29 protein-coding genes and 2 riboswitches are annotated in these 25,168 nt (G+C 35.8%); of the genes, 12 read left to right on the forward strand and 17 right to left on the reverse strand.

All coding sequences use genetic code 11. The features are described from left to right. Positions 1-140: 140 nt before the first annotated feature. Positions 141-1,457, reverse strand: coding sequence for an adenosylhomocysteinase (gene ahcY, locus M4I44_RS07775; protein ID WP_017497980.1), 1,317 nt, complete (start codon positions 1,455-1,457; stop codon positions 141-143). A 317-nt stretch (positions 1,458-1,774) separates the two neighbouring features. On the opposite strand from ahcY, the gene M4I44_RS07780 reads away from it, so the two are divergent. Further along, positions 1,775-2,425 (forward strand): 4'-phosphopantetheinyl transferase superfamily protein, encoded by a 651-nt coding sequence (locus tag M4I44_RS07780; protein ID WP_017497979.1) that lies wholly within the window; start codon positions 1,775-1,777, stop codon positions 2,423-2,425. Positions 2,426-2,515: 90 nt separating this feature from the next. Here M4I44_RS07780 and M4I44_RS07785 read toward each other — a convergent pair whose 3' ends face one another. The 3 genes from M4I44_RS07785 to M4I44_RS07795 form a co-directional block, all read right to left on the reverse strand. Continuing rightward, on the reverse strand, positions 2,516-2,923 hold the full coding sequence (locus M4I44_RS07785) for a group III truncated hemoglobin (RefSeq protein ID WP_249966978.1): 408 nt from the start codon (positions 2,921-2,923) through the stop codon (positions 2,516-2,518). Further along, the gene (locus M4I44_RS07790; protein WP_249966979.1) at positions 2,920-3,207 is read right to left on the reverse strand and encodes a hypothetical protein; all 288 of its coding nucleotides are present in this window, start codon (positions 3,205-3,207) and stop codon (positions 2,920-2,922) included. The genes M4I44_RS07785 and M4I44_RS07790 overlap by 4 nt, the downstream gene beginning before the upstream one ends. A gap of 81 nt (positions 3,208-3,288) precedes the next feature. After that, positions 3,289-3,885 (reverse strand): Crp/Fnr family transcriptional regulator, encoded by a 597-nt coding sequence (locus tag M4I44_RS07795; RefSeq protein ID WP_249966980.1) that lies wholly within the window; start codon positions 3,883-3,885, stop codon positions 3,289-3,291. A gap of 81 nt (positions 3,886-3,966) precedes the next feature. Between M4I44_RS07795 and M4I44_RS07800 the strand changes: the two genes are divergently transcribed. The 5 genes from M4I44_RS07800 to M4I44_RS07820 all read left to right on the forward strand — a co-directional run bounded on the left by M4I44_RS07800 (position 3,967) and on the right by M4I44_RS07820 (position 10,301). Next, positions 3,967-4,695 (forward strand): geranylgeranylglyceryl/heptaprenylglyceryl phosphate synthase, encoded by a 729-nt coding sequence (locus M4I44_RS07800; RefSeq protein ID WP_017497975.1) that lies wholly within the window; start codon positions 3,967-3,969, stop codon positions 4,693-4,695. Between the two features lie 33 nt (positions 4,696-4,728). After that, positions 4,729-5,352, forward strand: a complete 624-nt coding sequence (pnuC, locus tag M4I44_RS07805; RefSeq protein WP_017497974.1) for a nicotinamide riboside transporter PnuC — start codon at positions 4,729-4,731, stop codon at positions 5,350-5,352. Further along, entirely contained in the window at positions 5,313-7,427 is a 2,115-nt protein-coding gene (locus M4I44_RS07810) for a DUF4301 family protein (RefSeq protein WP_249966981.1), read from the forward strand. The genes pnuC and M4I44_RS07810 overlap by 40 nt, the downstream gene beginning before the upstream one ends. Continuing rightward, positions 7,427-7,831: an alternative ribosome rescue aminoacyl-tRNA hydrolase ArfB gene (arfB, locus tag M4I44_RS07815; protein ID WP_249966982.1), complete on the forward strand. Its 405-nt coding sequence runs from the start codon at positions 7,427-7,429 to the stop codon at positions 7,829-7,831. The genes M4I44_RS07810 and arfB overlap by 1 nt, the downstream gene beginning before the upstream one ends. Before the next feature lie 104 nt (positions 7,832-7,935). Beyond that, positions 7,936-8,029, forward strand: a riboswitch (TPP riboswitch). An 82-nt stretch (positions 8,030-8,111) separates the two neighbouring features. Further along, positions 8,112-10,301, forward strand: a complete 2,190-nt coding sequence (locus M4I44_RS07820; RefSeq protein ID WP_249966983.1) for a TonB-dependent receptor — start codon at positions 8,112-8,114, stop codon at positions 10,299-10,301. A gap of 62 nt (positions 10,302-10,363) precedes the next feature. On the opposite strand, the gene M4I44_RS07825 is transcribed toward M4I44_RS07820, so the two are convergent. Next, positions 10,364-10,777: a hypothetical protein gene (locus M4I44_RS07825; RefSeq protein WP_017497970.1), complete on the reverse strand. Its 414-nt coding sequence runs from the start codon at positions 10,775-10,777 to the stop codon at positions 10,364-10,366. A gap of 156 nt (positions 10,778-10,933) precedes the next feature. Between M4I44_RS07825 and greA the strand changes: the two genes are divergently transcribed. Then, on the forward strand, positions 10,934-11,410 hold the full coding sequence (greA, locus tag M4I44_RS07830) for a transcription elongation factor GreA (protein ID WP_017497969.1): 477 nt from the start codon (positions 10,934-10,936) through the stop codon (positions 11,408-11,410). A 57-nt stretch (positions 11,411-11,467) separates the two neighbouring features. Next, positions 11,468-11,857, forward strand: a complete 390-nt coding sequence (locus tag M4I44_RS07835; RefSeq protein WP_017497968.1) for an HIT family protein — start codon at positions 11,468-11,470, stop codon at positions 11,855-11,857. 244 nt (positions 11,858-12,101) lie between these two features. On the opposite strand, the gene M4I44_RS07840 is transcribed toward M4I44_RS07835, so the two are convergent. Then, the gene (locus M4I44_RS07840; RefSeq protein ID WP_249966984.1) at positions 12,102-13,253 is read right to left on the reverse strand and encodes a PAS domain-containing sensor histidine kinase; all 1,152 of its coding nucleotides are present in this window, start codon (positions 13,251-13,253) and stop codon (positions 12,102-12,104) included. Between the two features lie 160 nt (positions 13,254-13,413). Between M4I44_RS07840 and M4I44_RS07845 the strand changes: the two genes are divergently transcribed. The 4 genes from M4I44_RS07845 (at position 13,414) to M4I44_RS07860 (ending at position 16,298) form a co-directional block, all read left to right on the forward strand. Next, positions 13,414-14,289, forward strand: coding sequence for a flavin reductase family protein (locus tag M4I44_RS07845; RefSeq protein ID WP_017497966.1), 876 nt, complete (start codon positions 13,414-13,416; stop codon positions 14,287-14,289). A gap of 31 nt (positions 14,290-14,320) precedes the next feature. Continuing rightward, a complete protein-coding gene (locus M4I44_RS07850; protein WP_017497965.1) occupies positions 14,321-14,692 on the forward strand; it encodes a DUF3127 domain-containing protein in 372 nt (123 codons plus the stop codon). Between the two features lie 171 nt (positions 14,693-14,863). After that, a complete protein-coding gene (gene aat / locus M4I44_RS07855) occupies positions 14,864-15,502 on the forward strand; it encodes a leucyl/phenylalanyl-tRNA--protein transferase (protein WP_017497964.1) in 639 nt (212 codons plus the stop codon). Position 15,503: 1 nt separating this feature from the next. After that, complete coding sequence (locus tag M4I44_RS07860) at positions 15,504-16,298, forward strand: MOSC domain-containing protein (RefSeq protein ID WP_070905804.1); 795 nt, start codon at positions 15,504-15,506, stop codon at positions 16,296-16,298. On the opposite strand, the gene M4I44_RS07865 is transcribed toward M4I44_RS07860, so the two are convergent. The 11 genes from M4I44_RS07865 to M4I44_RS07915 form a co-directional block, all read right to left on the reverse strand. Continuing rightward, the gene (locus tag M4I44_RS07865; RefSeq protein ID WP_249966985.1) at positions 16,295-17,005 is read right to left on the reverse strand and encodes a HesA/MoeB/ThiF family protein; all 711 of its coding nucleotides are present in this window, start codon (positions 17,003-17,005) and stop codon (positions 16,295-16,297) included. The genes M4I44_RS07860 and M4I44_RS07865 overlap by 4 nt on opposite strands. Positions 17,006-17,067: 62 nt before the next feature. Beyond that, positions 17,068-18,189: a 2-iminoacetate synthase ThiH gene (gene thiH / locus M4I44_RS07870; RefSeq protein ID WP_249966986.1), complete on the reverse strand. Its 1,122-nt coding sequence runs from the start codon at positions 18,187-18,189 to the stop codon at positions 17,068-17,070. A gap of 39 nt (positions 18,190-18,228) precedes the next feature. Then, on the reverse strand, positions 18,229-18,606 hold the full coding sequence (locus tag M4I44_RS07875) for a GxxExxY protein (protein ID WP_017497960.1): 378 nt from the start codon (positions 18,604-18,606) through the stop codon (positions 18,229-18,231). A 147-nt stretch (positions 18,607-18,753) separates the two neighbouring features. Further along, positions 18,754-19,530 (reverse strand): thiazole synthase, encoded by a 777-nt coding sequence (locus M4I44_RS07880; RefSeq protein ID WP_017497959.1) that lies wholly within the window; start codon positions 19,528-19,530, stop codon positions 18,754-18,756. Next, complete coding sequence (locus tag M4I44_RS07885) at positions 19,511-20,149, reverse strand: thiamine phosphate synthase (RefSeq protein WP_017497958.1); 639 nt, start codon at positions 20,147-20,149, stop codon at positions 19,511-19,513. Before M4I44_RS07885 ends, M4I44_RS07880 begins: the two co-directional genes overlap by 20 nt. After that, positions 20,139-20,894 carry a hydroxymethylpyrimidine/phosphomethylpyrimidine kinase gene (locus M4I44_RS07890; protein WP_249966987.1) on the reverse strand — a complete coding sequence of 252 codons (756 nt, stop codon included), beginning with the start codon at positions 20,892-20,894 and terminating at the stop codon, positions 20,139-20,141. The genes M4I44_RS07885 and M4I44_RS07890 overlap by 11 nt, the downstream gene beginning before the upstream one ends. Continuing rightward, positions 20,861-21,451, reverse strand: a complete 591-nt coding sequence (locus tag M4I44_RS07895; protein ID WP_249966988.1) for a thiamine phosphate synthase — start codon at positions 21,449-21,451, stop codon at positions 20,861-20,863. The genes M4I44_RS07890 and M4I44_RS07895 overlap by 34 nt, the downstream gene beginning before the upstream one ends. A 21-nt stretch (positions 21,452-21,472) precedes the next feature. Then, positions 21,473-23,296, reverse strand: a complete 1,824-nt coding sequence (gene thiC, locus M4I44_RS07900) for a phosphomethylpyrimidine synthase ThiC (RefSeq protein ID WP_202702210.1) — start codon at positions 23,294-23,296, stop codon at positions 21,473-21,475. Between the two features lie 114 nt (positions 23,297-23,410). Further along, positions 23,411-23,617, reverse strand: coding sequence for a sulfur carrier protein ThiS (thiS, locus tag M4I44_RS07905; RefSeq protein WP_089076927.1), 207 nt, complete (start codon positions 23,615-23,617; stop codon positions 23,411-23,413). Between the two features lie 64 nt (positions 23,618-23,681). Continuing rightward, positions 23,682-23,778: riboswitch (TPP riboswitch) on the reverse strand. Between the two features lie 97 nt (positions 23,779-23,875). Further along, on the reverse strand, positions 23,876-24,445 hold the full coding sequence (locus M4I44_RS07910) for a DNA-3-methyladenine glycosylase I (protein ID WP_017497953.1): 570 nt from the start codon (positions 24,443-24,445) through the stop codon (positions 23,876-23,878). After that, positions 24,435-25,121, reverse strand: a complete 687-nt coding sequence (locus M4I44_RS07915) for a queuosine precursor transporter (protein WP_017497952.1) — start codon at positions 25,119-25,121, stop codon at positions 24,435-24,437. The genes M4I44_RS07910 and M4I44_RS07915 overlap by 11 nt, the downstream gene beginning before the upstream one ends. Between the last annotated feature and the right edge of the window lie 47 nt (positions 25,122-25,168).

The following is a 25,168-nucleotide window of genomic DNA, read 5'->3' on the forward strand; positions in this document are numbered from 1 at the left end:
TTTTTCTTTTTAGAAATAGACCTACGATTTATTTCTGAAAAGCCATTAAAAACAAAATCCGACAGGTTTTTAAAAACCTGTCGGATTTGAAAGATATAATTGAAGGAATCTAAAATCAGAAATCTTCAATCTAAAATTATTTAGTATCTGTAGTATTCTGGTTTGAATGGACCTTGAACTTCAACACCAATGTAAGCAGCTTGGTCTTCGCGAAGAACTTCCAATTCAACTCCTAATTTAGCTAAGTGTAGGGCCGCAACTTTTTCATCTAAATGTTTTGGTAACATATAAACGTCATTGTTGTAAGCAGCACTGTTGTTCCATAATTCGATTTGAGCCAAAGTCTGGTTGGTGAATGAGTTACTCATTACAAAACTTGGGTGACCTGTAGCACAACCTAGGTTTACTAAACGACCTTCAGCCAAAATGATGATGTCTTTTCCGGCGATAGTATATTTGTCAACTTGTGGTTTGATTTCGATTTTAGAAGCACCGTGGTTTTTGTTCAACCAAGCCATATCGATTTCGTTATCGAAGTGTCCGATGTTACAAACAACAGTTTTATCTTTCATTTGCTCGAAGTGCTCTCCAAGAACGATATCTTTATTTCCTGTAGTAGTAATGATGATATCAGCATTAGCAATTACAGTGTTTAATTTTTTAACTTCATAACCGTCCATTGCAGCTTGTAAAGCACAAATTGGATCAATTTCAGTAACAGTTACAATAGATCCTGCACCTCTGAAAGAAGCAGCAGTTCCTTTTCCAACATCACCATATCCACAAACTACAACTCTTTTTCCAGCCAACATTAAGTCAGTTGCACGACGAACAGCATCAACAGCAGATTCTTTACATCCGTATTTGTTATCAAATTTAGATTTAGTAACAGAGTCGTTAATGTTAATTGCAGGCATTGGTAAAGTTCCGGCTTTTACTCTTTCGTAAAGTCTGTGAACACCAGTAGTAGTTTCTTCAGATAAACCTTTAATTCCAGGAACCAATTCAGGGAAACGGTCAATAACCATGTTTGTTAAATCTCCACCATCATCAAGGATCATGTTCAATGGTTTTCTGTCTTCACCAAAGAATAAAGTTTGCTCAATACACCAGTCAAATGATTGCTCATCAAGACCTTTCCAGGCATAAACCTGAATTCCTGCAGCAGCAATAGCAGCAGCAGCCTGATCCTGAGTGGAGAAAATGTTACAAGAAGACCAGGTAACTTCAGCACCAAGAGCAATTAAAGTTTCGATCAAAACAGCAGTTTGAATCGTCATGTGCAAACATCCAGCAATACGAGCACCTTTTAAAGGTTGTTCGTCTTTATATTCAGCACGAAGCGCCATTAAACCTGGCATTTCAGCTTCAGCCAATTCAATTTCTTTTCTTCCCCAAGCCGCTAGAGAGATGTCTTTTACTTTGAAAGCCACAAAAGGCGTAGTTGTAGTACTCATTTATAGTATATTTGTAATTGTAAAATTTTTGCAAATTTACGGAATAGGTTTTTAATTTAGACTACTTTCTGTCAGAATTGTGAAATGTTTAATTTCTTAATCTTTAGAATATTAGTTGATTACTATAGCTGTTATATGGAGCGTAGTTGAAATAAGAAGCTAATCCTGCTGTCCACTATATCTTTTGCAGCGAACCCCGCTGCAAAAGGATGCCGTTCCCATCAGGGCTATAAGACGAGACGTTAAATAAGAAATTTCGTTTTCAAATCAGAAAAACAACTCATAGCTAACAACTCATAACTCATAATTAAAAAAGAATGCCTTTATTTGAAACCATACAATTCAACGAAACGACTAAAATCTTAGTTTGGCACATAACAGAATCATTTGAGGAGTTAGTGAGCAATGTACTTTTAAAAGAGAAAACACAGTTGAGGCTGAACGGGATGAAATCTGTAATGCATCAACGCGCCTTTTTGAGCGTTCGTATGCTGATCCAGGAAATGGGTTTTACAGATCAGGACTTGCACTACGACGAATTTGGGAAGCCCTATTTCAATTGCGAAAATCATATCTCCATCACACATTCACATGATTTTGCAGCGATTATAATTAGTGATAAAACAGTAGGAATCGACATGGAGCTGCAACGCGACAAAATCCTTCGAATAGCCGACAAATTTGTAGAGACCGAAAACAGTTATTTAAACACTCAAAATACTCCCGATTACATCAGGGAACTGACAGTAATTTGGGGAGCCAAAGAAGCTATTTTTAAGATCAGAAACGAAAAAGGAATCAGTTTTAAAGATCATATTAGTGTAGATGCATTTTCGTTAGATAAAAATCAGACCGAAGCCAGTCTTCATTTTAATGATCTTGCAGTAAATTTTGACGTGTACTATAAAGAAATTAAATCAAATACTTCCGGGCAGAACTTTACTTTGGTTTATGCTTTTGATAAATAAAGTTGAAGTAAAATTCCAATAAAGAAATTCCAAATTCCAAGGTTTGATTTTGTCATTTCGCTCGAGTCTCGTAATCACAAAAAAAGCAATTTATTCAGCACTAGGTTCTGCTGTTTTCTTTCGATTTTCAAACATACTCAGAAACAAAAAAGTTCCCATTTTACGGGCACGTCGTTTTAACGTTTCGGCATTTTCGCCTTCAAAATGTTCTTCTAAAGTCTGAAACCAATGATTCAGCCAGATTCCAAACTCATTGGAGGTGATTCTTCCTTCAAAATGCGAATCGACTTCATTGTGCACAGCAATCGGATTACCATTATATTTTCTTATGGCAAATAAGTTAGTTTCCCAAAAATCGGTGAGCTTCTCTAAATGCGCATCCCAATCTTTAATCATAGAATTGAAATAAAAGCCGATTTCTTCATCGGCTCTTATTTTAGCATAAAACTGATGTACTAAAAATTCGACATCTTCTCTATTTTCTATTTGTTTTCTCACAGTATAAAACTATTTAAAAGGATAAAAAACATACTTAAAAGTGCACTTGCAATAATAAAATTAAAAACCGTTTTGTGCTTCATTTGTGCTAATATAGAAGTATTGGCAAAGACACAGGCCAAAACAATAATGGCAAGTTGTATCATTTGTGGTATTGACGTTCCGTTAGCCAAAACATACATGGCCGCAGCACCACCTAAACAGCTTTGACCAATTACAGCCATAGCCGCAGAACCCATATAGTTTTTATTGAAATTTTCGAATGTTGTTTGATATAGTGTCATGATATTGAGATTTTTATACTACAAAGGTACAGGCACTATAGGGTTGTATTTTATGATTTAAATCATATAAACTGAACTATTTTATCGGTATACTTTTCTGTTTATAATTTTTAAAAGACCTTTTTTCTCCAGAGTTTTTATCGTTCTGATGACCGTTTCGACACGTAAACCTGTTAGGTCTCCAATCTGCTGTCTTGTAAAATTGATGAGGTGGCCATTTGCGTCTTTTTTAAAATTGAAATAGACAATTCCATGATCGATTAATTTTAAAATCCGATGCTCCGGCTCCTGAGTAGACATTTCTGCCGCCATAACCGATTTATAGTACAGTCGCTGCGCCAGATTTTCGATTATTTTAAGACTGATGTCCGGATTCTCCCCCAGCAGTTTCATGAAACTATTTCTGTCAAGAAGAAGAATTTCCGAATCTTCAACAGCAATGGCATTTGCCGGATATTTTTGATTTAAAAATAAAGGAGGTTCTCCAAAAGGCTGTTCCTTGTAAAAAATACCCTGAATAAATTCACGTCCGTCATCGTTATAATTACTCATTTTCACTTCTCCGGAAACAATCTGATAATAGTATGCTGGCAGATTGTTTTCTTTAAAAATGATTTCATTTTTAGCGAAAGACTTTCTCAAAGCACCATATTTCACCAACAGATCAATTGCAATCATAATTTTGTTTAACTATAACACAAATATAATTCATTCAAAATAGTTCTTCTACATCAAAAAACTTTTACTTTTACGCCCACTATGAGACAAAAATTACTCACTATTCGGCAAGAAATTTTGGAAGCTAAAAGGAATGGGCAAAAATTACTGGCTATTCTGTTAGATCCCGATAAGATTGTTTGGGAAAATTTAGATCATTTATTGCTTAAAATAAATCAATCTCCCGCCACACATATTTTTGTAGGAGGAAGTATTGTGCAGGCAACAATTTTAGAAGATTTAATATCAAAATTAAAACAAGAAACCAATTTACCCGTTGTTATATTTCCGGGTGATCCTTCGCAGATTTCACCTCAGGCAGATGCGATTTTGTTCTTATCTTTATTATCAGGCCGAAATCCCGATTATTTAATAGAGTATCAGGTTCAGGCAGCTCCAATTTTAAAAAAGACAAATTTGGAAGTTATTTCGACAGGTTATATTCTGATTGAAAGCGGCAATGAAACTGCCGTAGCCCGTGTAAGTAAAACAAAACCACTGGAAAGGGATAACTTTGATCTGGTGCTGGCAACAGCGCAGGCAGGAGAAATGTTAGGAAACCAATTGATTTATCTGGAGGCGGGAAGCGGTGCAAAAAAAGCAGTTCCGTTAGAGATGATACAGCTAATTGCTCAAAATGTTGAGATTCCTATAATTGTTGGTGGAGGAATTGTAGATTTGCATGGAATTCAAAAGGCTTATAATGCCGGTGCTGATTTAGTAGTTATCGGAACTGCTTTTGAAAACGACAGCCATTTTTTTGAATCATAAATAAAAATCCAACTTAAACAAACCTGCTCAATTATGATTGATTTTTTTCTGGACAGTTATAAAAATACTCCCTTATGGCATATTGCCTTGGAGTTTTTAGTTTTTATCTGTGGGATTTTGAGTGTGTGGTTTGCGAAAAAAGAAAATATCTGGGTGTATCCAACCGGTTTGATTGCCACCGTTATTTCGGTTTATCTGTTATATGTCGCGGGTTATATCGGAGATATGATCATCAATGGATATTTTTCGATTATGAGTATATATGGATGGTATGTATGGGCCAAAGGAGGAACGGTTGAAGACAATTTGCCTATAACACGAACAAATGCCAATGAAAAAATAATTGGAATAGTATTGTTTTTTATAACTGTTTTTGTAGTTTTCGGCATCTATAAATACTTTGATTACGAAATTAGAAACGACAATTATGTCGATATGATTTCATCTGGAATATTTTTTGCAGGAATGTGGTACATGGCGAAGAAAAAGATCGAGAACTGGACGCTTTGGATCATTGGTGATATTATTGTGGTGCCCCTTTACGCTTATCGTGGTTTAGGGATGTTGTCACTTCAGTATTTAATTTTTACAATTTTGGCTATTTCAGCTTATTTAGAATGGAGAAAAATCTTAGACAGCAAAAAACAGCTATCATAAAAATTGCTTTATTTGGTCCTGAAAGTACAGGAAAAACTACCTTGGCAAAACAACTTGCTGAATATTATGAAACCGAATGGGTTCCTGAGTTCGCACGCGATTATTTGCAGGAAAAATGGGAAGAAAACCAGCACATTTGTGTAGCCGATGATATGATGCCTATTGCATACGGGCAAGTAGCTCTTGAAAATCAAAAGCTGGCTTTGTCCAGAAAGTATCTGTTTTGTGATACCAATTTAATGGTGACAAAGGTTTTTTCTGAAATGTATTATGGATTTTGTGACCCGCTTTTAAATGAAGCAGCATTAGAGCATGAATACGATTTATTTTTCCTGACTGATATTGATGTTCCTTGGGAAAAAGATGACATTAGAGATACTCCTAAAGGTCGTGAAACAGTATTTTCAGTTTTCAAACAGACTCTTATTGATACTAAAAAACCTTTTATTACCCTTTCCGGAGATAAAGAAAGTCGTTTGAATAAAGCGATAGCGATCATAGAGCAATTAGCTGTCGCAAAACAGCACGGTATTTCATCTGAAGATTTTGTTCAGATATACGAACATGGAATTTCTTTTGAAAAGATTTTACAGCAGCTGCAAATTTTTAAAAACGGAATAAACAAATCTAATTTGGTTAGTCCGGCTACAATTTCCAGTGGTATATTAAGTTTGTCAGAAGCAGAATTTGAAGAGAAAGCAGCCTTTTTTGATCTTCAAAAATCAGAAATCAAATTGAAAAAGTTTGTTCCGGCTTCGGGTGCAGCCAGCAGAATGTTTAAATTTTTAAGCGCTTTTCTGAACGATTTTGACATTCAAAAAGAAACTATCAACGCTTATATCAATCGTAAAAATGACAAAGAGCTATCTATTTTTATAGTGGCTATGGAGAAGTTTGCGTTTTTTAAAGCGGTTGATAAAAAGTTAAAAGAAATCTATCCGGATTTTGAAGCGCTTGACCGTGATCATAAAAATTATTATTTTATAAAAACATTGTTGTCTGTTGATCACTTTGATTTTGCAAATAAGCCAAAGGCAGTTTTACCTTTTCATCAATATAAAAGACATATTGCAAATCCAATTGAAGAACATTTAAACGAATGTGTCCACTATGCTTCTTCGAATCAGATTTCGAATTTGCATTTTACCGTTTCAGAAGCCCATCAAAGTTTGTTTGAGAATCAGATTAAGGTTCTTAAAGAAAAAATAGAGAAAGATTCAGGAGTTAAAATAGATATCTCCTATTCCTATCAAAATAAAAGTACCGATTCGATTTGTGTAGATGCTAAAAATAGCCCAATTCGGGATAAGAATAATAAATTAGTTTTTAGACCCGGAGGTCATGGAGCGCTAATTGAGAATTTAAATGAACTTGATGCGGATGTTATTTTTGTCAAAAACATTGACAATGTAATTCAAAATCATATGGATCAGATTGCATTATATAAAAAAGCATTAGCAGGGACTTTAATTAAAATACAGCAAAAAGTTTTTGGTTATTTAAATGCAATTGAAAAAGGAGAGATACTAGAGAAAGATCTTGAAGAAATCGTTGTCTTTTTATCAAAAAAACTTAATGTTGAGTTGAATAGTGACTATAGTAAATTTACTTTTGAAAATAAAATCAGTAAGATAAAAAGCTTATTAGACAGGCCAATTCGTGTTTGCGGAATGGTGAAAAATGAAGGAGAGCCCGGAGGTGGTCCATTTTGGGTAATGAGCTCTAAAGGATCAGTTTCATTGCAGATTGTAGAGGCTTCGCAAATAGATCTTACAAATAAAAGACAACAGGAAATCCTGGCTTCGGCAACTCATTTTAATCCTGTTGATTTAGTATGCGGAATCAAAAATTACAAAAATGAGAAGTTTGATTTATTGCAATTTGTAGATCAAAAGACTGGTTTTATTGTCGAAAAAAGTGTGGATGGCAAATTAGTAAAGAGTTACGAACTTCCGGGACTCTGGAACGGAGCAATGGCCAATTGGCTTACTATTTTTGTGGCAGTACCATTAATTACCTTTAATCCGGTGAAAACAGTAAACGATTTATTAAAAGCTGCACATCAGCCACAATAATGGATATCGAAAAAATCATATCAGAATTAAGTTTTAAAGCCGTACGAAGCAGTGGTGCGGGCGGACAAAATGTAAACAAAGTGTCATCAAAAGTGGTGTTGACTTTTGATTTAAATGTGTCTCAGGCTTTATCTGAAGAAGAAAAACTGCTTTTGCAAAACAATATCGGAGGCCGTTTAACCACAGAAAATATCTTGATTTTAAATTGTGATGAAGACAGAAGTCAGCTTAAAAACAAAGATATTGTCATAAAACGATTCTTAGAAGTAATTAAAAAAGGATTGCATGTTCCTAAAGTTCGTAAAGCCACTAAAATTCCGAAATCGGTAATTAAAAAACGAATCAAGGATAAAAAGAGTGTCTCTGAAATAAAACAATCCAGAAAGAAACTTAATTTAGATTAAATACCAACTTTTTAAATTTCAAATTCCAATTATGGCGTTTAGATTTCATTGTCAAAATTTGGAATTTGGAATTTGAAAATTGGATTTTTTAACATTACATTTGCATCGTCTCAAAGGGGTGCTCTAAATAACGAGCTGAGATCATACCCAAAGAACCTGAGCGAGTAATGTCGCTAAGGGAAAGACGACAATTTTAGCGAATACACTATACTTTGTCGTGAAACATTTATTAATTTAACAAAAAGAATAATTCCCCCTTTTATTCGTAAATTTTTTACGGATGAAAACTTTTTTTTTAAGTACTAAGGTACTAAGTCACAAAGGTTCTAAGATTCAAAAGTCGAGCAGAACCAAATCTATTTTCTTACTTCTTTTTTCTATTTTCTTTTCTCAATTTTCTTTTGCACAACAGCAGGATTCTACAAAAGTCAATAAACTGGATGATGTTTTAGTTTCGGCAGTTCGTGTTACTGCTAAAACTCCGGTAAGTTTTAGTAATCTTGATAAAAAGGATATTAAATTTAGAAATCTGGGACAGGATATTCCAATTTTAATGAATTATTTGCCATCGGTGGTGACTACTTCTGATGCAGGAGGAGGTATAGGATACACCGGGATCAGGGTGCGTGGTAGTGATGCTACAAGAGTAAACGTGACCATTAACGGAATTCCTTATAATGATGCTGAAAGTCAGGGAACCTTTTGGGTAAATATGCCTGATTTTGCTTCTTCCGTTGAGAGTTTACAATTGCAAAGGGGTGTTGGAACCTCTACTAATGGTTCCTCTGCTTTTGGAGCGAGTTTGAATATGCTGACTGATAATTATGCTACGAAAGCAACGGGAGAAATTTCAAGTTCTTATGGAAGCTTCAATTCAAATAAAAATACCGTAAAATTCAGTACAGGCTTACTGAACGATCATTTTGAGCTGGCAGGGCGTTTGTCTACCATTAAATCAGATGGATATGTAGATCGTGCAAGTTCTGATTTAAAATCGTATTTTCTTCAGGGAACTTATATTGGTAAAACAACTTTAATTAAGGCGCTGGTTTTTGGTGGAACCGAAAGAACATACCAGTCCTGGAACGGAATTGATGCTGAAAAACTAAATTCAGACCGTACTTATAATTCAGCCGGAAAATATAAAGATGAAGCAGGAAATGTTCATTTTTACGATAATGAAACCGATAATTATAAACAAAACCATTATCAATTGCATTGGAGTGAATCCATTTCTGATAAATGGAGCAGCAACTTAGCTTTTCATTACACTAAAGGACAAGGATACTACGAAAACTTCAAATATAATGAGCCAATTAAAGGGTATGGGCCGATTCAGCCTACTAAAATGGTAGAAAATGACCTTGGAGAATTAGTTCCGGGAACTGATTTAATTCGTCAGAAATGGTTAGACAACGATTTTTATGGTGCCACTTTTTCTGTAAAATATAAAGAAGAGAAATTAGACGTAATCGTAGGTGGTGGCTGGAATAAATATGAGGGAGCTCATTTTGGTAAAGTAATCTGGGCCAGAAATTCTTCTCAGGCCCTGCCGGGAGATCATTACTATGATGATTTTTCAACCAAAACAGATGGAAATATCTTCGTGAAAGCCAATTATCAGTTAACAGAAAAACTTAGTTTTTATGGCGATTTGCAATATAGAAATGTAACGTACAAAGCTAACGGAAAAGATACAGGATTGGTTGATGACAGTTTTAATTTCTTTAATCCGAAAGCAGGTTTAAATTACGCAATCAATTCAAAAAACACTCTTTATTTTTCATATGCAAGAGCCAATCGCGAGCCTAACAGAACCGATTATGAAGGCGGAAATGTAAAACCTGAAAAACTAAATGATTTTGAACTGGGCTGGAGATTCAATTCAGATAAATTTCAGTTGAATTCGAATGTTTATTACATGGCTTACAAAGATCAGTTGATTTTGACTGGAAGATTGGACGATGTTGGAGCTCCAATTCGTGCTAACACGGAGAAAAGCTACCGCTTAGGTTTAGAAGTTGATGCTACAATACAACTTTCTGAAAAGTTTATCCTTAGACCGAATTTTACTTTAAGCAGTAATAAAAATATTGATTTAGCTGTTGAAGGAACACATTACGGAACAACCGATATCGCTTATTCACCATCAGTTATTGCAGGAAATATTATTGTATATAGTCCGATCCAAAATCTGCACATTTCGTTATTGCAAAAGTTTGTAGGAGAACAATACATGAACAATATTGAATTGCCGGCAGCAAAATTGGCAGACTATTTCGTAAATGATTTAAATGTGTCGTATGAAATCAAGCCAAAATCAGTATTCAAGTCAATTTTGATTACTGGTCTGGTGAATAATTTTCTGGATAAAAAATATGTTTCAAACGGAGCAATGTGGGATGTTTATCCTTACTACTATCCTCAGGCAGGAATTAATTTCTTAGCTGGATTGACATTGAAATTCTAAAAAAGTAAGAAATCAAACGTAAAATGTAAAAAGCCTGAAAAGTTATTTTTTCAGGCTTTTTTTTAATTGTAAACGTGAATTATCGTTCCGGTAAATTCTACGCGATATTGTTTTAGTGGGTAATCTTTACCTCCCAATCCGGTAAATAAACTATAAGCTGTTTTATCGCACGAACAAACCGCATTTATGCCGTCAATTGTCATGGCGGTGCAGGAAGTTATGGGCTGATTTGGACAGGCGGCATCAAACGCATTGTAACCACTTCCGGTATTAAAAATGATAATTCCTTTTGCTCCGTAATTTGGAATAATCACGCCATTACTTACAAATTTAAGATTGGAATAAGCAGGCAGATTAGTATCAATAGACAGGTTAACTGCATAACTAGGAATGTAAGGGTTTTTGTCGCGTCTACTATTTTCACTACACGAGAAAAGTACAGAAACAAAGAGGATTAAGTACCAGAATTTTTTCATTATTTTAATAAGAATTAGTGAAACAAAAATAAATTATTTACATTTGAATTCTATATGATTAACATATAATTATGTACTATTAAAAATAATAGTATATTTGTAATTAAGAAATCCCGTCCCGATGGGATTTTTTGTATTTATATAAACGACGAAGTTATGAGTAAAGTATCTTATTATACAGCAGAAGGATTAAAAAAATTAAAAGATGAGTTGGAGCATTTAAAAAGTGTAATGCGTCCAAAGGCATCTCAAGATATAGCAGAAGCAAGAGATAAAGGAGATTTGTCTGAAAATGCGGAGTATGATGCAGCAAAAGAAGCGCAAGGTTTATTAGAAATGAGAATTGCTAAACTGGAAGAAGTGTATTCTAATGCAAGATTAATTGACGAATCACAACTGGATGTTTCGAAAGCATTGGTTCTTTCTAATGTTAAAATTAAGAATCAAAGCAATGGAATGGAAATGAAATATACACTTGTTGCTGAAAGTGAAGCAGATTTAAAAACAGGAAAAATCTCTGTAACGTCTCCTATCGGAAAAGGGTTACTCGGGAAATCGGTTGGAGAAGTAGCTGAAATTACTGTTCCAAATGGAGTTTTGAAATTTGAAATTCTTGAAATCACCAGAGACTAATTTTTTGTGTTTAATCGTTAAATCGATTAGACGATTCACCCAATAAACAAAGAAATAATGCCATCAATATTTACCAAAATTGTAAACGGAGAAATTCCTGCTTATAAAATTGCTGAGGATGATAATTATCTGGCTTTTTTAGATGTAAACCCAAATGCAAAAGGACATACACTTTGTATTCCGAAACAAGAAATCGACAAGATTTTTGATATGGAAGAGGAGTTGTATTTAGGATTAATGAAGTTTTCTAAGAAAATTGCAGCAGCACTGGAAAAAACGGTTCCTTGCAAAAGAGTTGGAGTGGCAGTTGTTGGACTTGAAGTGCCTCACGCACACGTACATTTGATTCCGTTAAACGAAATGGATGAAATGCGTTTTCAAAATAAAGTTTCACTTTCTAAAGAAGAATTTGAGGTTTTGGCCAAAGATATTCAGGCTAATTTATAAACAAACAAAACAAACTGTCCAACTGAGCCAAGTCGAAACGCAAGACTGAGCGAAGCCGAAATGTCAGACTGAGCGAAGTCGAAGTCTCTCGTTTCAGGCATAAAAAATCTCGACTCCGCTCGATTTGACAGTCGAAATAAAAAGATAAAGTGTAGTAAAAGTAAAATTTTGCTACACTTTTTTGTTTAACGAAATCCGATGAATCTATAAAACACCACGTCAGACTGAGCGAAGTCGAAGTCTTTTACGGCACTTTTTTGTTTAATGAAATCTGAAAAGTAGTTCCTTTTCCAATTTCAGATTGTAAAACTTTTATCTTTCCGCCATGATATTCTTCAACGATCCTTTTGGTTAAAGAAAGTCCAAGTCCCCAGCCGCGTTTTTTGGTTGTAAAACCGGGTTCGAAAATAGTTTTGAACTGTTTTTTAGAAATTCCCGTTCCGGAGTCTTTTACATTAATTTTTACATGATGTGCATCTTCTTCAATTTGAAGGTCCAGCGTTCCTTTTCCTTTCATCGCATCAATAGCATTCTTTACTAAATTTTCAATAGTCCAGCTGTGCAGCGTTGGATTTATCAGTGCCGATATACTTTGTTGAGGTACCCGATAAGAGAAAGTAACCTGTTTCGAAAAACGCGATTGTAAATATTGGTAAGTATTCAAAGTTTCGGTAACAATATCTCTCTCCTCTAAAACAGGAACCGACCCAATTTTAGAAAAACGGTCTGTGATAGTCTGTAAACGTTCAATATCTTTTTCAATTTCAAAAGTTATAGTCGAATCGATGTCTTCTGTTTTTAAAATCTCTACCCAGCCAATTAAGGAAGATAAAGGTGTTCCGATTTGATGTGCCGTTTCTTTTGCCATTCCTGCCCAGAGTTTATTTTGGGTAGCCATTTTGGTGCTTCTGTAAAAGTTATAAATCAAAGCCCCAAACAAAAAGATAATCAGCAATAAGGCGATGGGATAATATTTCAGTTTATTAATTAATGCCGAATTACCATAGTACAGTTCCTGATGTTTTCCGGGCGCATATTCAATAACGATGGGCTCATTCTCATTTTTCAGATTTTTGAGATAAGATAAGGTACTTTCGTTATTTTGCAGGACTTCTTCCGGAACATTCACAGAACTAATGACCTTGTCGTACATAGTAAGCATAACAGGAACCGAAGTATTGTTGTTGATGATTTCAAGCGGTAAATCTAAATCTGTATTTTCATCTGCATTGACCAGTGTCTTTTGTGCATTGGCCCAAAGATTCATCTTTAAGCGTTCTTCATTTTTAAAGATTTGGAAAAAAGTATAAGTGTTCCAGAGAATCAGGGAAATGATTAAAAAGGAAATGGTAATAATGATCCAACGGGTTGTATTTCTTCTCTCGGAAAAAGACATAACTATTTTTTTGTGGTATAAATATAACGAAATATACACATTTAATATTTTGCGTAACGATAAAGATTTTTTTGTTTTAAAGTCCGAAACTATTTCTTTGGATTAAACGATTTTTCTATTTTTGTAGCTACGGAAATGAGATTCCTTTAAAAAGAAAAATATGATTAGTATTGATCCAAAAGAAATACCAACGGCCAAATTGCAAGGCTATTTACAAAGTGCCGTGGGACCTAGGCCAATTGCATTTGCTAGTACAATTAGTGCTAAGGGAATACCCAATTTGTCCCCTTTTAGTTTCTTTAATGTGTTCAGTGCCAATCCGCCAATTTTGGTTTTTTCACCAGCACGACGTGTACGCGACAATACCATAAAACACACTTTAATTAACGCCGAAGAAACCCGTGAAGTAGTTATAAATGTTGTGAATTATGATTTGGTACAACAAACATCATTAGCCAGTACAGAATATGGAGATGGTGTAAATGAATTTATAAAGGCCGGATTGACACAAGTTCCGTCCGATTTTGTAAAGCCTTATCGTGTAAAAGAGTCTCCGGTACAGTTTGAATGTAAAGTTACTCAGATTATTCCGTTGGGAGATCAGGGAGGTGCAGGAAATCTGATTCTTTGTGAAGTGGTTAAGCTTCATATCAGCGAAGCTGTTTTAGATGAAAACGGAGCCATTGATCAGCATAAAATAGATCTGGTTTCAAGATTGGGCAGTAATTGGTATTCCCGATCGAATCAGGGGCTTTTTGAAGTGCCTAAACCCTTGACAACTCTTGGGGTAGGAGTAGATGTAATTCCTGATTTTATTAAAGAAAGTCCTGTTTTTGATGGGAATGATCTTGGGAAATTAGGGAACATTGAAGCCTTGCCTACCACAGAAGAAGTTAGTATATTTGTGAAAGAAAATTTTTCGGTAAAAGGAGTTTTAAGCTCAGACGATCTCGAAAAAGTACATTTGGAAGCCAAAAAATATCTCAATAAAGATGATATTTCATCGGCCTGGAAAGTACTTTTAGCAAAGCAATAAGAATAGAAACAATAATTAATATAGAAAGAAGATGGAAGTTACAGGTAAAGTAAAAGTGGTGAACCCAGAGCAACAAGTTAGTGCTGCATTCAAAAAAAGAGAGTTGGTTGTTACCACAGATGAGCAATATCCACAGCATATTTTGATCGAATTTACGCAAGATAAATGCGATTTATTAAGTAGCTACAAACAAGGTGAGGCAGTAAAAGTTTCTATCAATTTAAGAGGAAGAGAATGGGTTAATCCACAAGGAGAAACAAGATATTTCAATAGTATTCAAGGTTGGAGAATCGAAAGACTGGCACCGGAAGGTCCTGGACAAACGCCTCCAATGCCAGCTGCAGAAGCTTTTGCACCTGCAACTAATTTAAACGAAGACGAACCGGACGATTTACCGTTCTAAGAAAGTTTAAACTTCAAAAAATTAATTCCAAATTCCAATTCATAAAATGTGTAATTGGGATTTGGAATTTGTTTTTGTATGGAAATTTAGTGCAGTCGTTTGTCAACTCTGAAAGAGGAAAGGTTGAAATACAATCTTGGAATTTGGAATTTTATAATTGATTTTTTTTAAATGTATTACGTATTTAACGATTTGTTCTTTCCACCCGTTTCAGAAGCCGATGAAGAAGGAATTCTTGCCATTGGCGGAGACTTAGATCCGGAAAGACTGAAATTGGCATATCAAAGCGGGATTTTTCCTTGGTTTAATGAAGGAGAGCCTATTCTTTGGTGGTCGCCGGATCCCAGAATGGTTTTGTTTTTAGAGGAATTGATTGTGTCAAAAAGCATGCGTAATGTTTTGAATAGGAAACAATTCACGGTTACTTTTAATAAAAATTTTAGAGAGGTGATTTCGAATTGTCAAAAAATAAAACGGGAAGGACAAGACGGAACCTGGATTTCAAACGAAATGATTGATGCCTATTGTAAACTTAATGAGCAGGGAATCGCAAAATCTGTCGAGGTTTGGCAGGACGAGAATCTGGTTGGAGGTTTGTATGGGATCGATTTGGGTCATGTTTTTTGTGGTGAAAGTATGTTTTCGAAAGTATCGAATGCATCAAAAGTAGCTTTCATAGCTTTGGTAAATTATTTAAAAGAAGGGAACTACCAACTCCTGGATTGTCAGGTTTATAATTCGCATTTAGAGAGTTTAGGCTGTCGTGAGATTGATCGAGAAGCGTTTATATCTATTTTAAAAAAGGAATAAAATGAGTGCAGTTTATATTGTAAAAGAGCTTTATATCTATCCTGTAAAAAGTCTGGCAGGAGTAAGCTGTCAAAGTGCCTATGCCGAAGAAATGGGGTTTGAGAACGACCGCAGATGGATGCTTGTTGATGCTGAAAACAAGATGCTGACACAAAGAGAATATCCTCTGATGAGTCAGTTTTATCCTCAGATTTCGAAAGGTAAAATCAGCATTACTTTTAAAGACCAGAAGCATGATTTTTTAATCGAAGAACATTTGAGTCAGTCCATTGCCGTTAAAGTGTGGGAGGATGACAGTGATGTCGTTGAGGTCAATAAAAGCACTTCGATCTGGTTTAGTGAACATTTGGGTTTTGAATGTAAACTGGTTAAAATTATTAGAAACGGAGATCGTAAACACGAAAGTTCAAAGCTAAAAGAAACCTTTAATGTAAGTTTGGCCGACGGTTATCCGTATTTAATGATCGGAACCGAAAGTTTGGATTATCTAAATGAAAAACTGGAAGAAAAAATTACCATTTTGCGCTTCCGTCCTAATATTGTAATCAGCAGCCAAAAGGCTCATGAAGAAGATGATTTTGTTACTTTTAAAATTGGAGAAGTTCGATTTAGAAATATAAAACCCTGCGGAAGATGTATTATGGTAAATAATGATCCGCAAAAAGGCATTGTAAAAAAAGAACCTTTGAAGACTTTAAGTAAATATCGTAATGTAAATAATTCTGTTTTATTCGGAACCAATATTGTAAGTCTGAATTCGGGACTTATCAGTGTTGGAGACGCGATTGTTTTTTAAAAGTTAAGTTTCATAAAGTTCCAGTTTATCGTATTAAAAAGTACTAACTCATTGTTTAAAGTTGGTAATTCCAGAATTATTTTGAGCGTTTCATGCGCCATCATCGTACCAATAATTCCGGGCAATGTTCCTAAAACACCATTGAGATTGCAATTCGGAACATCCTTCGGATCCGGCATCTCGGGAAATAAATCGCGTAAATTTTTACTGCCCTTATGGTTAAAAACGGCAATTTGTCCTTCAAACTTTAAGATACTACCGTAGACCAAAGTTTTTTGCAGCGCCACACAGGTATCGTTAACCAAATAGCGTGTTGTAAAATTATCCGAACCATCGACCACAATATCGTATTGCGTAATAACCTGTCTGGCATTTTCCGGAGTTAATTTTTCGACTATGGCTTCGACTTTTATTAATGGATTAAGTTCAGAAACAACTTCTTTTGCAACAACAGCTTTAAGTTTACCAAGTTTTTTTTCGGTATATAAAATTTGTCTGTGCAGATTGTGGATTTCGATAGTATCAAAATCCATAATGCCAATGTAACCGACTCCCGCTGTGGCGATATATTGTAAAATGGGACACCCTAAACCTCCGGCACCAATTACTAAAACTCTCGCTTTTTTGAGTTTCTCCTGACCTTCGTCACCTATTTCGGGAAGAATGGTTTGTCTGTTGTAACGTAGAAATTCCTGTATGATACTCATTTATTGTGAATTGTGATTTGTAAAATGTGAAATGTGGTTTGTGAAACCTGGAACCTGAAACTTTAAATTTGTTGACTAAAACTTTTGTCCCAGTCTTTCCAGACAGGTTCATAGCCCGAATTTGTTATAATTTGTGCAATTTCTTTGGCAGAACGTTCGTCGCTGATTTCGAATTGCTCCAGAGATTGCGGATCAACAACATAACCACCGGGATTGGTTTTAGAGCCCGCACTCATACTGGTCACACCGATAGGGATAATATTGTTTCTGAATTTCTCATTCTCACGTGTCGAGATTGAAATTTCCAAATCCTCATTCCATAAGCGATAGGCGCAAATGAGTTGTGTCAGATCTTTATCGTCCATAATAAAATTTGGTTCAATAATGCCTTCTGCCGGGCGGAGTCTCGGAAAGGAAACAGAATATTTAGTCTGCCAATATTTTTTTTGAAGATAATCCAGATGTAACGCATTAAAAAAGCTGTCGGTTCGCCAGTCTTCCAGCCCCAGTAAAACCCCCAATCCCATTTTATGAATTCCGGCTGTACCAATACGATCGGGAGTTTCCAGTCTGTAATCGAAATTAGATTTTTTTCCTTTCGTATGATATTTTTTATATACTTCCTGATGGTAGGTCTCCTGATATACCAAAACAGAATAAACACCAGCCTGATGCAAACGTTCATAATCTTCGGTTGAAAGCGGCTGGACTTCCACAGAAATAATGGAGAATTCTTTTCGTATTAAGGCAATTGCATTTAGGAAGTAATTAATGTTTACGGTATAATTCGCTTCACCGGTCACCAATAAAACATGGTCAAAACCAATCTCTTTTAAAGCTTCTACTTCAATTTTTATCTCAGCATCAGAAAGGGTTTTTCGTTTGATTTTATTGTCTAAACTAAATCCGCAATACGTGCAGATGTTTTGGCATTCGTTGCTGAGATATAAAGGAGCATACATTTGTATGGTTTTGCCAAAACGTTTTTTGGTAATTTCATGGCATTTTTGTGCCATTTGCTCCAGATAATTTTGTGCAACAGGAGAAATCAAAACTAAAAAATCATCAAGATTTCGTTTGGCTTTAAACAAAGAGTGTTCTACATCTTTTGATGTGGTTTGATATATTTTAGATTGAATAGTATTCCAATCATAATTCTCAAAAACCGATTTGAATGTTTTCATTGGATTGTGTTTTGTTTCACGCAGATTTTTGTGGATAGGTTAGATTTTGTTTACGACTCGATGTATGTTATCTAGGATATTTATACAATTAAAGTTGACCAATAGTCCCAGCTTTTTATCTGTTAATTTTAAATAAGTATTTAATTGTTTAAAGTGAATGGATTTTAATTCATCAACAGATTTTAATTCAACAATTACTTTGTTTTCAACCAATAAATCCAATCGAAAAGTGATATCTAATTCTACATTATCATATTTAACGGGTAGATTAATTTGTTTGATAGTATTTAGTCCATCCTTATTTAATTGATAATATAAAGCACTTTCGTAAACTGATTCCAACAATCCCGGACCTAGAGTGTTATATACTGTAAAAATAGCTCCTCGAACTCGATATGAAATTTCATTTTCCGACATAATAGTAGTTTTAGATCAAATTTAATGAAATTTCCTACTTTTTATAAAATATTTTCTCGCAGATTTGGCAGATTGAGCAGATTTATCTGAATTAAAATGGGACAAAAACAATCTGCTTAATCTGCCAAATCTGCGAGAGATTAAAAACTACTCATATAAAAAAGAGGTCAAAGGACTCGAAGCCACAGCATAATTCTGTTGAGGAGCAATTTTAGCTTCAAAGGCTTTTCGGCCTGCAATGACAGCCTCTTTAAAGGCTTCTGCCATTAGTTTTGGATTTCCTGCAACCGCAATTGCAGTATTAACCAAAACAGCATCTGCACCCATTTCCATTGCTTTTGCAGCATCAGACGGAGACCCAATTCCGGCATCGACGATTACGGGAACATTACTTTGTTCGATAATAATCTCTAAAAAATCAATCGTTTTTAAACCCTTATTACTTCCAATCGGGGAACCTAGGGGCATAACAGCGGTTGTTCCGGCACTTTCAAGATGTTTGCATAAAACGGGATCGGCATGGATGTACGGCAGGATAAAAAAACCAAGTTTAGCGAGCTCCTCTGTCGCTTTTAAAGTTTCTATCGGATCGGGCATCAGATATTTCGGATCCGGATGAATTTCAAGTTTCAGCCAATTCGTTTCTAATGCTTCTCTCGCTAATTGTGCAGCGAAAACGGCCTCTTTGGCGTTTCGTGCTCCCGATGTATTGGGTAATAAATGAATGTTTGGATGATTTAAGTGCGTCAAAATAGCATCAGTTTCGGTTTCGAGATCGATACGTTTCAGTGCTACAGTGACCAACTCACTTTCTGATGCCAAAATAGCATTCTCCATTTCCAGATTCGAACCAAATTTTCCTGTTCCTAAAAATAGACGGGAGGTTAAGGTTTTGTCTCCTATGTTAAACAATGACGTTTGCATATAACTTTTCGTTTAATTGTTGAATGAGTTTTTCTTTTTGATTACTTTCTGTAAGCATTCCGGAGATCGCAATTCCATGAATCCCGGTTTCCATTAAAGGAGCGACATCGTTCAGAGTGATTCCTCCAATGGCATAAACAGGAATCTCCAGTTTATTGCGTTTTAACTCTTGAATAATTCTAAAATAACCTGACAATCCCAGAATTGGACTTAGTTTTTCTTTGGTTGTTGTAAAACGAAAGGGACCCAGACCAATATAGTCGCAGCCGTTTTTGATATGATTTTCAATGTCTTCATAAGTGTTGGCTGTTGCTCCTATGATTTTGGTATTTCCAAGTATTGCCCTTGCTTCGTCAATTTTCATGTCCGATAGTCCGAGATGAACTCCGTCTGCGGCGATTTGCTGAGCGAGATATAGGTTGTCGTTTACAATAAAATTCGCGAGATACTCTTCACATAAAAATTTTACTGCTTCCGCCAGAGTAAAAGTGTCTTTTTCAGTTTGATTTTTAAAACGGAGCTGCACCCAATCGCATCCGGCATCTAAAGCCTCATGGATATTATACAGCTGTTCTTCTATTGTTTTTCCCTGCGAGATATATTGCAATTTATGATACATAATGATGTCCGATTAAGGTTGGAGTGGAATTCAGGTATTTTTCTATGTAGGTTTTCGCATTCCTGCAAGCTTCTTCCAAAGATTGATTCCGTGCAAGATTTGCGGCGATTGCGGCTGATAATATGCAGCCTGAGCCATGTTTTGCGAAGCATTTTTTATCAGAGGGCAGAAGATCGATGATTTCGTCTTTCAGGAACAAACGATCAGTTCCGGTTGCCGAAGGATGATGTCCGCCTTTTAATAAAATGTTTGTTGGGATTTTATTCTGAGATTCAAGTTGGTTGGCGATAAAACCCGGAAACAATATTTCAATTTCGTTATAATTAGGCGTAATTAAATCAATTTTTGACAACGTATGATTTAATTCCAAACGATCTTCAATACTCATAAATTCAAATTGGGTAGACGATTTTAAAACCGGATCCCAGACAATTAAAGTGTTTGAGGATATTCTTTTTATGGTCGAAAGAATGTGGTTCAGATAATTCAAAGAAGGAACAATTCCAATTTTGACAGTACTGATTTTATAACGCTCAAAAAAGGTTTCAATAGAACGAATCACAAAACTCAAATCAGTCCATTGAATTTCAACAAATTGATCTTCCGTTTGAATGGTATTGGCGGTTAAAATGCCAAATCCAGTAACGTGATGCTGCTCAAATGTTTTGACATCTGCTAAAACACCAGCGCCACCAGAAGGATCAAAACCTGCTATTGAAAGTGCGATTGGACGATTTGCTGACATAATTTGAATTGTTTTATAGGGTTTTCATTTTTCCAAATACTTCCTAAAAGAGCGACATCATCAAAACCATTTTCGAGTGTCTTTTGGATGTTTTTAGCATCAATTCCTCCTAAAGCGATAACTTTAGTTTTGTGATTTGTTCTTGAGTTTAAAGCTTCAAACAGGTTTGTCTTTGGATGATAATCTTCTTTGGAAATACTTTTAAATACAGGACTTAAGAAAGCATAGTTGAATGCAGATGATAAGGAATTGAAATCTTCAATTGAATGGGTTGCTGTCGAAAATGCCTTTTGATCTGAGTCAATTGAAAAATTATTTTTCCTTTCCCTTTCTGAAAAATGAATCTTAGTAATTCCAAAGTGTTCCGCCAAAACGTGATGACTGTGTAAGACTAAATGGCTTCGATATTCAGGTTTTATCTGCTGAATGAATCGAGCCATTTCAATTTCAGAAAAATCAGGCTTCCGAATATGAAGTAAAGCCAATCCTTCTTCAAATAGAGTATGAACGATATGTGTTTCATTTTTAATTGGGGAAGGATTGGTAATTACGATCATATATTTTCTTCACTAACTACATTAAATATAAATCTCTTTCCCCTGTTCAATAAATTCTTCTGATTTCTCCTGCATGCCTTTTTCGGCCGCGGCTACATCACGAATTTCCTGAGAGATCTTCATGGAGCAGAATTTAGGGCCGCACATCGAACAAAAGTGAGCGACTTTTGCACCATCGGCAGGAAGGGTTTCATCGTGAAACTCTCTGGCCGTATCCGGATCAAGGGCTAAATTGAACTGATCTTCCCAACGGAATTCAAAACGGGCTTTGCTTAAAGCATTGTCGCGGTATTGTGCTCCCGGGTGACCTTTGGCAAGATCGGCAGCATGTGCGGAGATTTTATAGGTGATTACACCGTCTTTCACATCTTTTTTGTTAGGTAAACCAAGATGTTCCTTTGGAGTAACATAACACAACATCGCACAGCCATACCAACCAATCATCGCCGCTCCAATAGCAGAGGTAATGTGATCATAACCTGGTGCAATGTCCGTCGTTAGTGGGCCTAAAGTATAAAAAGGAGCTTCATGACAATGTTCCAGTTGTTTGTCCATATTTTCTTTAATCATGTGCATCGGAACGTGACCTGGACCTTCAATGAAAACCTGAACATCGTGTTTCCAGGCAATTTTTGTTAATTCTCCCAGAGTCTCTAGCTCTGCAAATTGAGCTGCATCGTTAGCATCTGCAATAGAACCCGGACGTAAACCATCTCCAAGAGAAAAAGCCACGTCATATTGTTTCATGATTTCGCAGATTTCCTCAAAATGAGTGTACAAAAAGTTTTCTTTATGATGAAACAAGCACCATTTGGCCATGATAGATCCGCCACGCGAAACAATTCCGGTAACACGATCGGCAGTCAAATGAATATAACGTAACAGTACTCCGGCATGAATCGTAAAATAAGAAACGCCTTGCTCAGCTTGTTCAATTAAAGTGTCACGAAAAACTTCCCAGGTTAAATCTTCGGCAATTCCTTTTACTTTTTCTAAAGCCTGATAAATCGGAACCGTACCAATTGGAACAGGGGAGTTACGGATAATCCACTCTCGGGTTTCGTGAATGTTTTTACCTGTTGATAAGTCCATAATCGTGTCTGCACCCCAACGGCAAGCCCAGACTGCTTTCTCTACTTCTTCTTCAATACTCGAAGTCACAGCGCTATTGCCAATGTTAGCGTTTATCTTAACCAGAAAGTTGCGACCAACGATCATAGGCTCGCTTTCAGGATGATTAATGTTGTTGGGGATAATGGCTCTTCCGCAAGCTACTTCGCTGCGAACAAATTCGGGAGTGATTTTACTCTTTGGGGTATTGGCTCCAAAACTATGACCACCGTGCTGACATTGCATCGCTTTGGTTTGTTCGTTTAAAAGTTCTATTCGTTGGTTCTCACGAATAGCAATATATTCCATTTCAGGAGTGATAATGCCTTGTTTGGCGTAATATAATTGTGAAACATTAGCACCCTTTTTAGCTCTTTTAGGCTGATGTAAATATTCAAATCGAAGATGATTTAAACTCTCATCGCGTAATCGGCTTTGTCCGTAATCGGAAGTGATTTCATTTAGAATTTCGACATCATTTCGGTCTAAAATCCATTGTTCTCTTAGTCTTGGAAGACCTTTTCTAATATCGATTTCAATATTAGGATCGGTATAGGGACCTGAGGTATCATAAACCGTTACGGGAGGATTTTTTTCAATTCCGCCATTTGAAAGTTTGGTGTCGCTAAGATGTATCTCGCGCATGGCGACTTTGATGGGGTGTATTTCTCCGTTGATGTAAACTTTTTTAGAATTAGGAAACGGGGTTCTGGAAATTTGTTCTTCTGTAGTCATAGCTTGTAGTTGTATTTTGTGAGATGTAAAATGTAAAATGTAAGATGTGAAATGTAATTGTCGATTGCAGAGGGGCAAGGCAGTAGGCCTACTTCTTGCTTGACAATTGGAATTTTAACCTCCCTGAGTAGCAGAAATAATTAGAATTTCGTCAGTTTCGGATACAAGTTGTTCGTTCCAGTTGGATTTTGGAACAACAGTATTGTTGAGAGCAACGGCAATTCCGTTTTGTTTGTTGGGAATTTCGAGATCGAGCAATGACTGAATGCTTAACGATTCAGCATCGAATTTTTTGATTTGTTGGTTGATTTTTAGTTCCATTCCTTTAAGTTTAGTATGTAGTTATACTTTAGGAATGGCTACAATCGCGCATAGAAATGCGCGCAGAAGTCATCTTACTTTTCCCTACGCTAGTGTGAGCTAGATCAGGTTCAGAGGGTAAAATCTCAGCCTACAAGTTGTAGACACCCCTAAAGTGTGAAGCAAATGTAATAAATTTTTATTGGAGAGCTGAAAAAAGTTTCAGGTTTCAAGTTTCAGGTTTTTGAAAAACTGAAAACTGAGACTGAAAACTATAAACTATTTCTTTCTCGTCCAGCAGTCCTCAACATGATCATTAACCATACCGGTAGCCTGCATATGAGCGTAAATCACGGTTGATCCGACAAACTTGAAGCCTCTTTTTTTTAAATCTTTACTAATTTCGTCCGAAATTGGAGTAGTAGCAGGGACGTCTTTTAATGTTTTTGGATTGTTGTCGATCGGTTTTCCGTTGACAAATTTCCAAATATAGTCGGAGAAAGTGCCAAATTCTTCCTGTACTTTCAGGAATGCCTGTGCGTTTGAAACAGTAGCACGAATTTTAAGTTTGTTGCGAACAATTCCTGTATCCTGTAGCAAAGACTCTATTTTTTCTTCGGGATATTGGGCTATTTTTTTATAATCGAAATGATCAAAAGCGGCTCTGAAATTTTCTCTTTTATTTAAAATGGTAATCCAGCTTAAACCTGCCTGAAAAGTTTCCAGAATTAAAAATTCGAATATAGAAGGGTCATCATAAATGGCAACACCCCATTCTTCGTCGTGGTATTTTTTATATAAATCGCTGGAAGAACACCAGCCGCAGCGTACTAGATTTTTATTCTCCATTGTCTGTATGTTTGGATTTTTCGTGAGCAGGATCTTTGTCTAAGTATTTTTTTATCAAATGATGTCCTGCATAAATTGCCGGTGTCAGTAAAACAGCTACGGATAGTTTGAAAATGTAGCCTGTTAATCCTGATGAAATAAAAGTGTCGAAATCAATTTTTCCGGGTAACCAAAAGGCAATTCCAAGTACAATAAAAGAATCGAACAATTGTGAGATTACAGTTGATCCTGTGGTTCTGAGCCATATTTTTCGCTCTCCGGTACGTCTTTTGAAAAACCAGAAGATCCAGACATCAATCAACTGAGAAGCCATGAAGGCAATTAAACTACCTACGATGATCCACATACTTTGTCCAAAAACTGCCTTAAATTGTTCGTCATTAACAGGACTGATTCCTTTGGCGGCGGGTATCACGATAGCCATAAATAAGATCAGAAAAGCATAAGCAATTAGACAGGCTGTTATAAAGGATAGTTTTTTGACTCCTTTTTCACCAAAATATTCATTGATTAAATCGGTTGTTAGAAAGACGATCGGCCAGGGTAAAATACCAATGCTCATGACAAATGGTCCAATCTGGATTAATTTTCCTCCAATAAGTTCGGCTACAACAGCATTGGTTATAAAGATGCCAGCCAGAATTACAAAAACAATTTCTCTACGGGTTTTAAACATGTGGTTCGGTTAATGATGTTTCAAATTTAAACTATTTCTCTATAACT

Source organism: Flavobacterium sp. B183 (genome assembly GCF_023539155.1).
GTDB lineage: Bacteria > Bacteroidota > Bacteroidia > Flavobacteriales > Flavobacteriaceae > Flavobacterium > Flavobacterium tructae.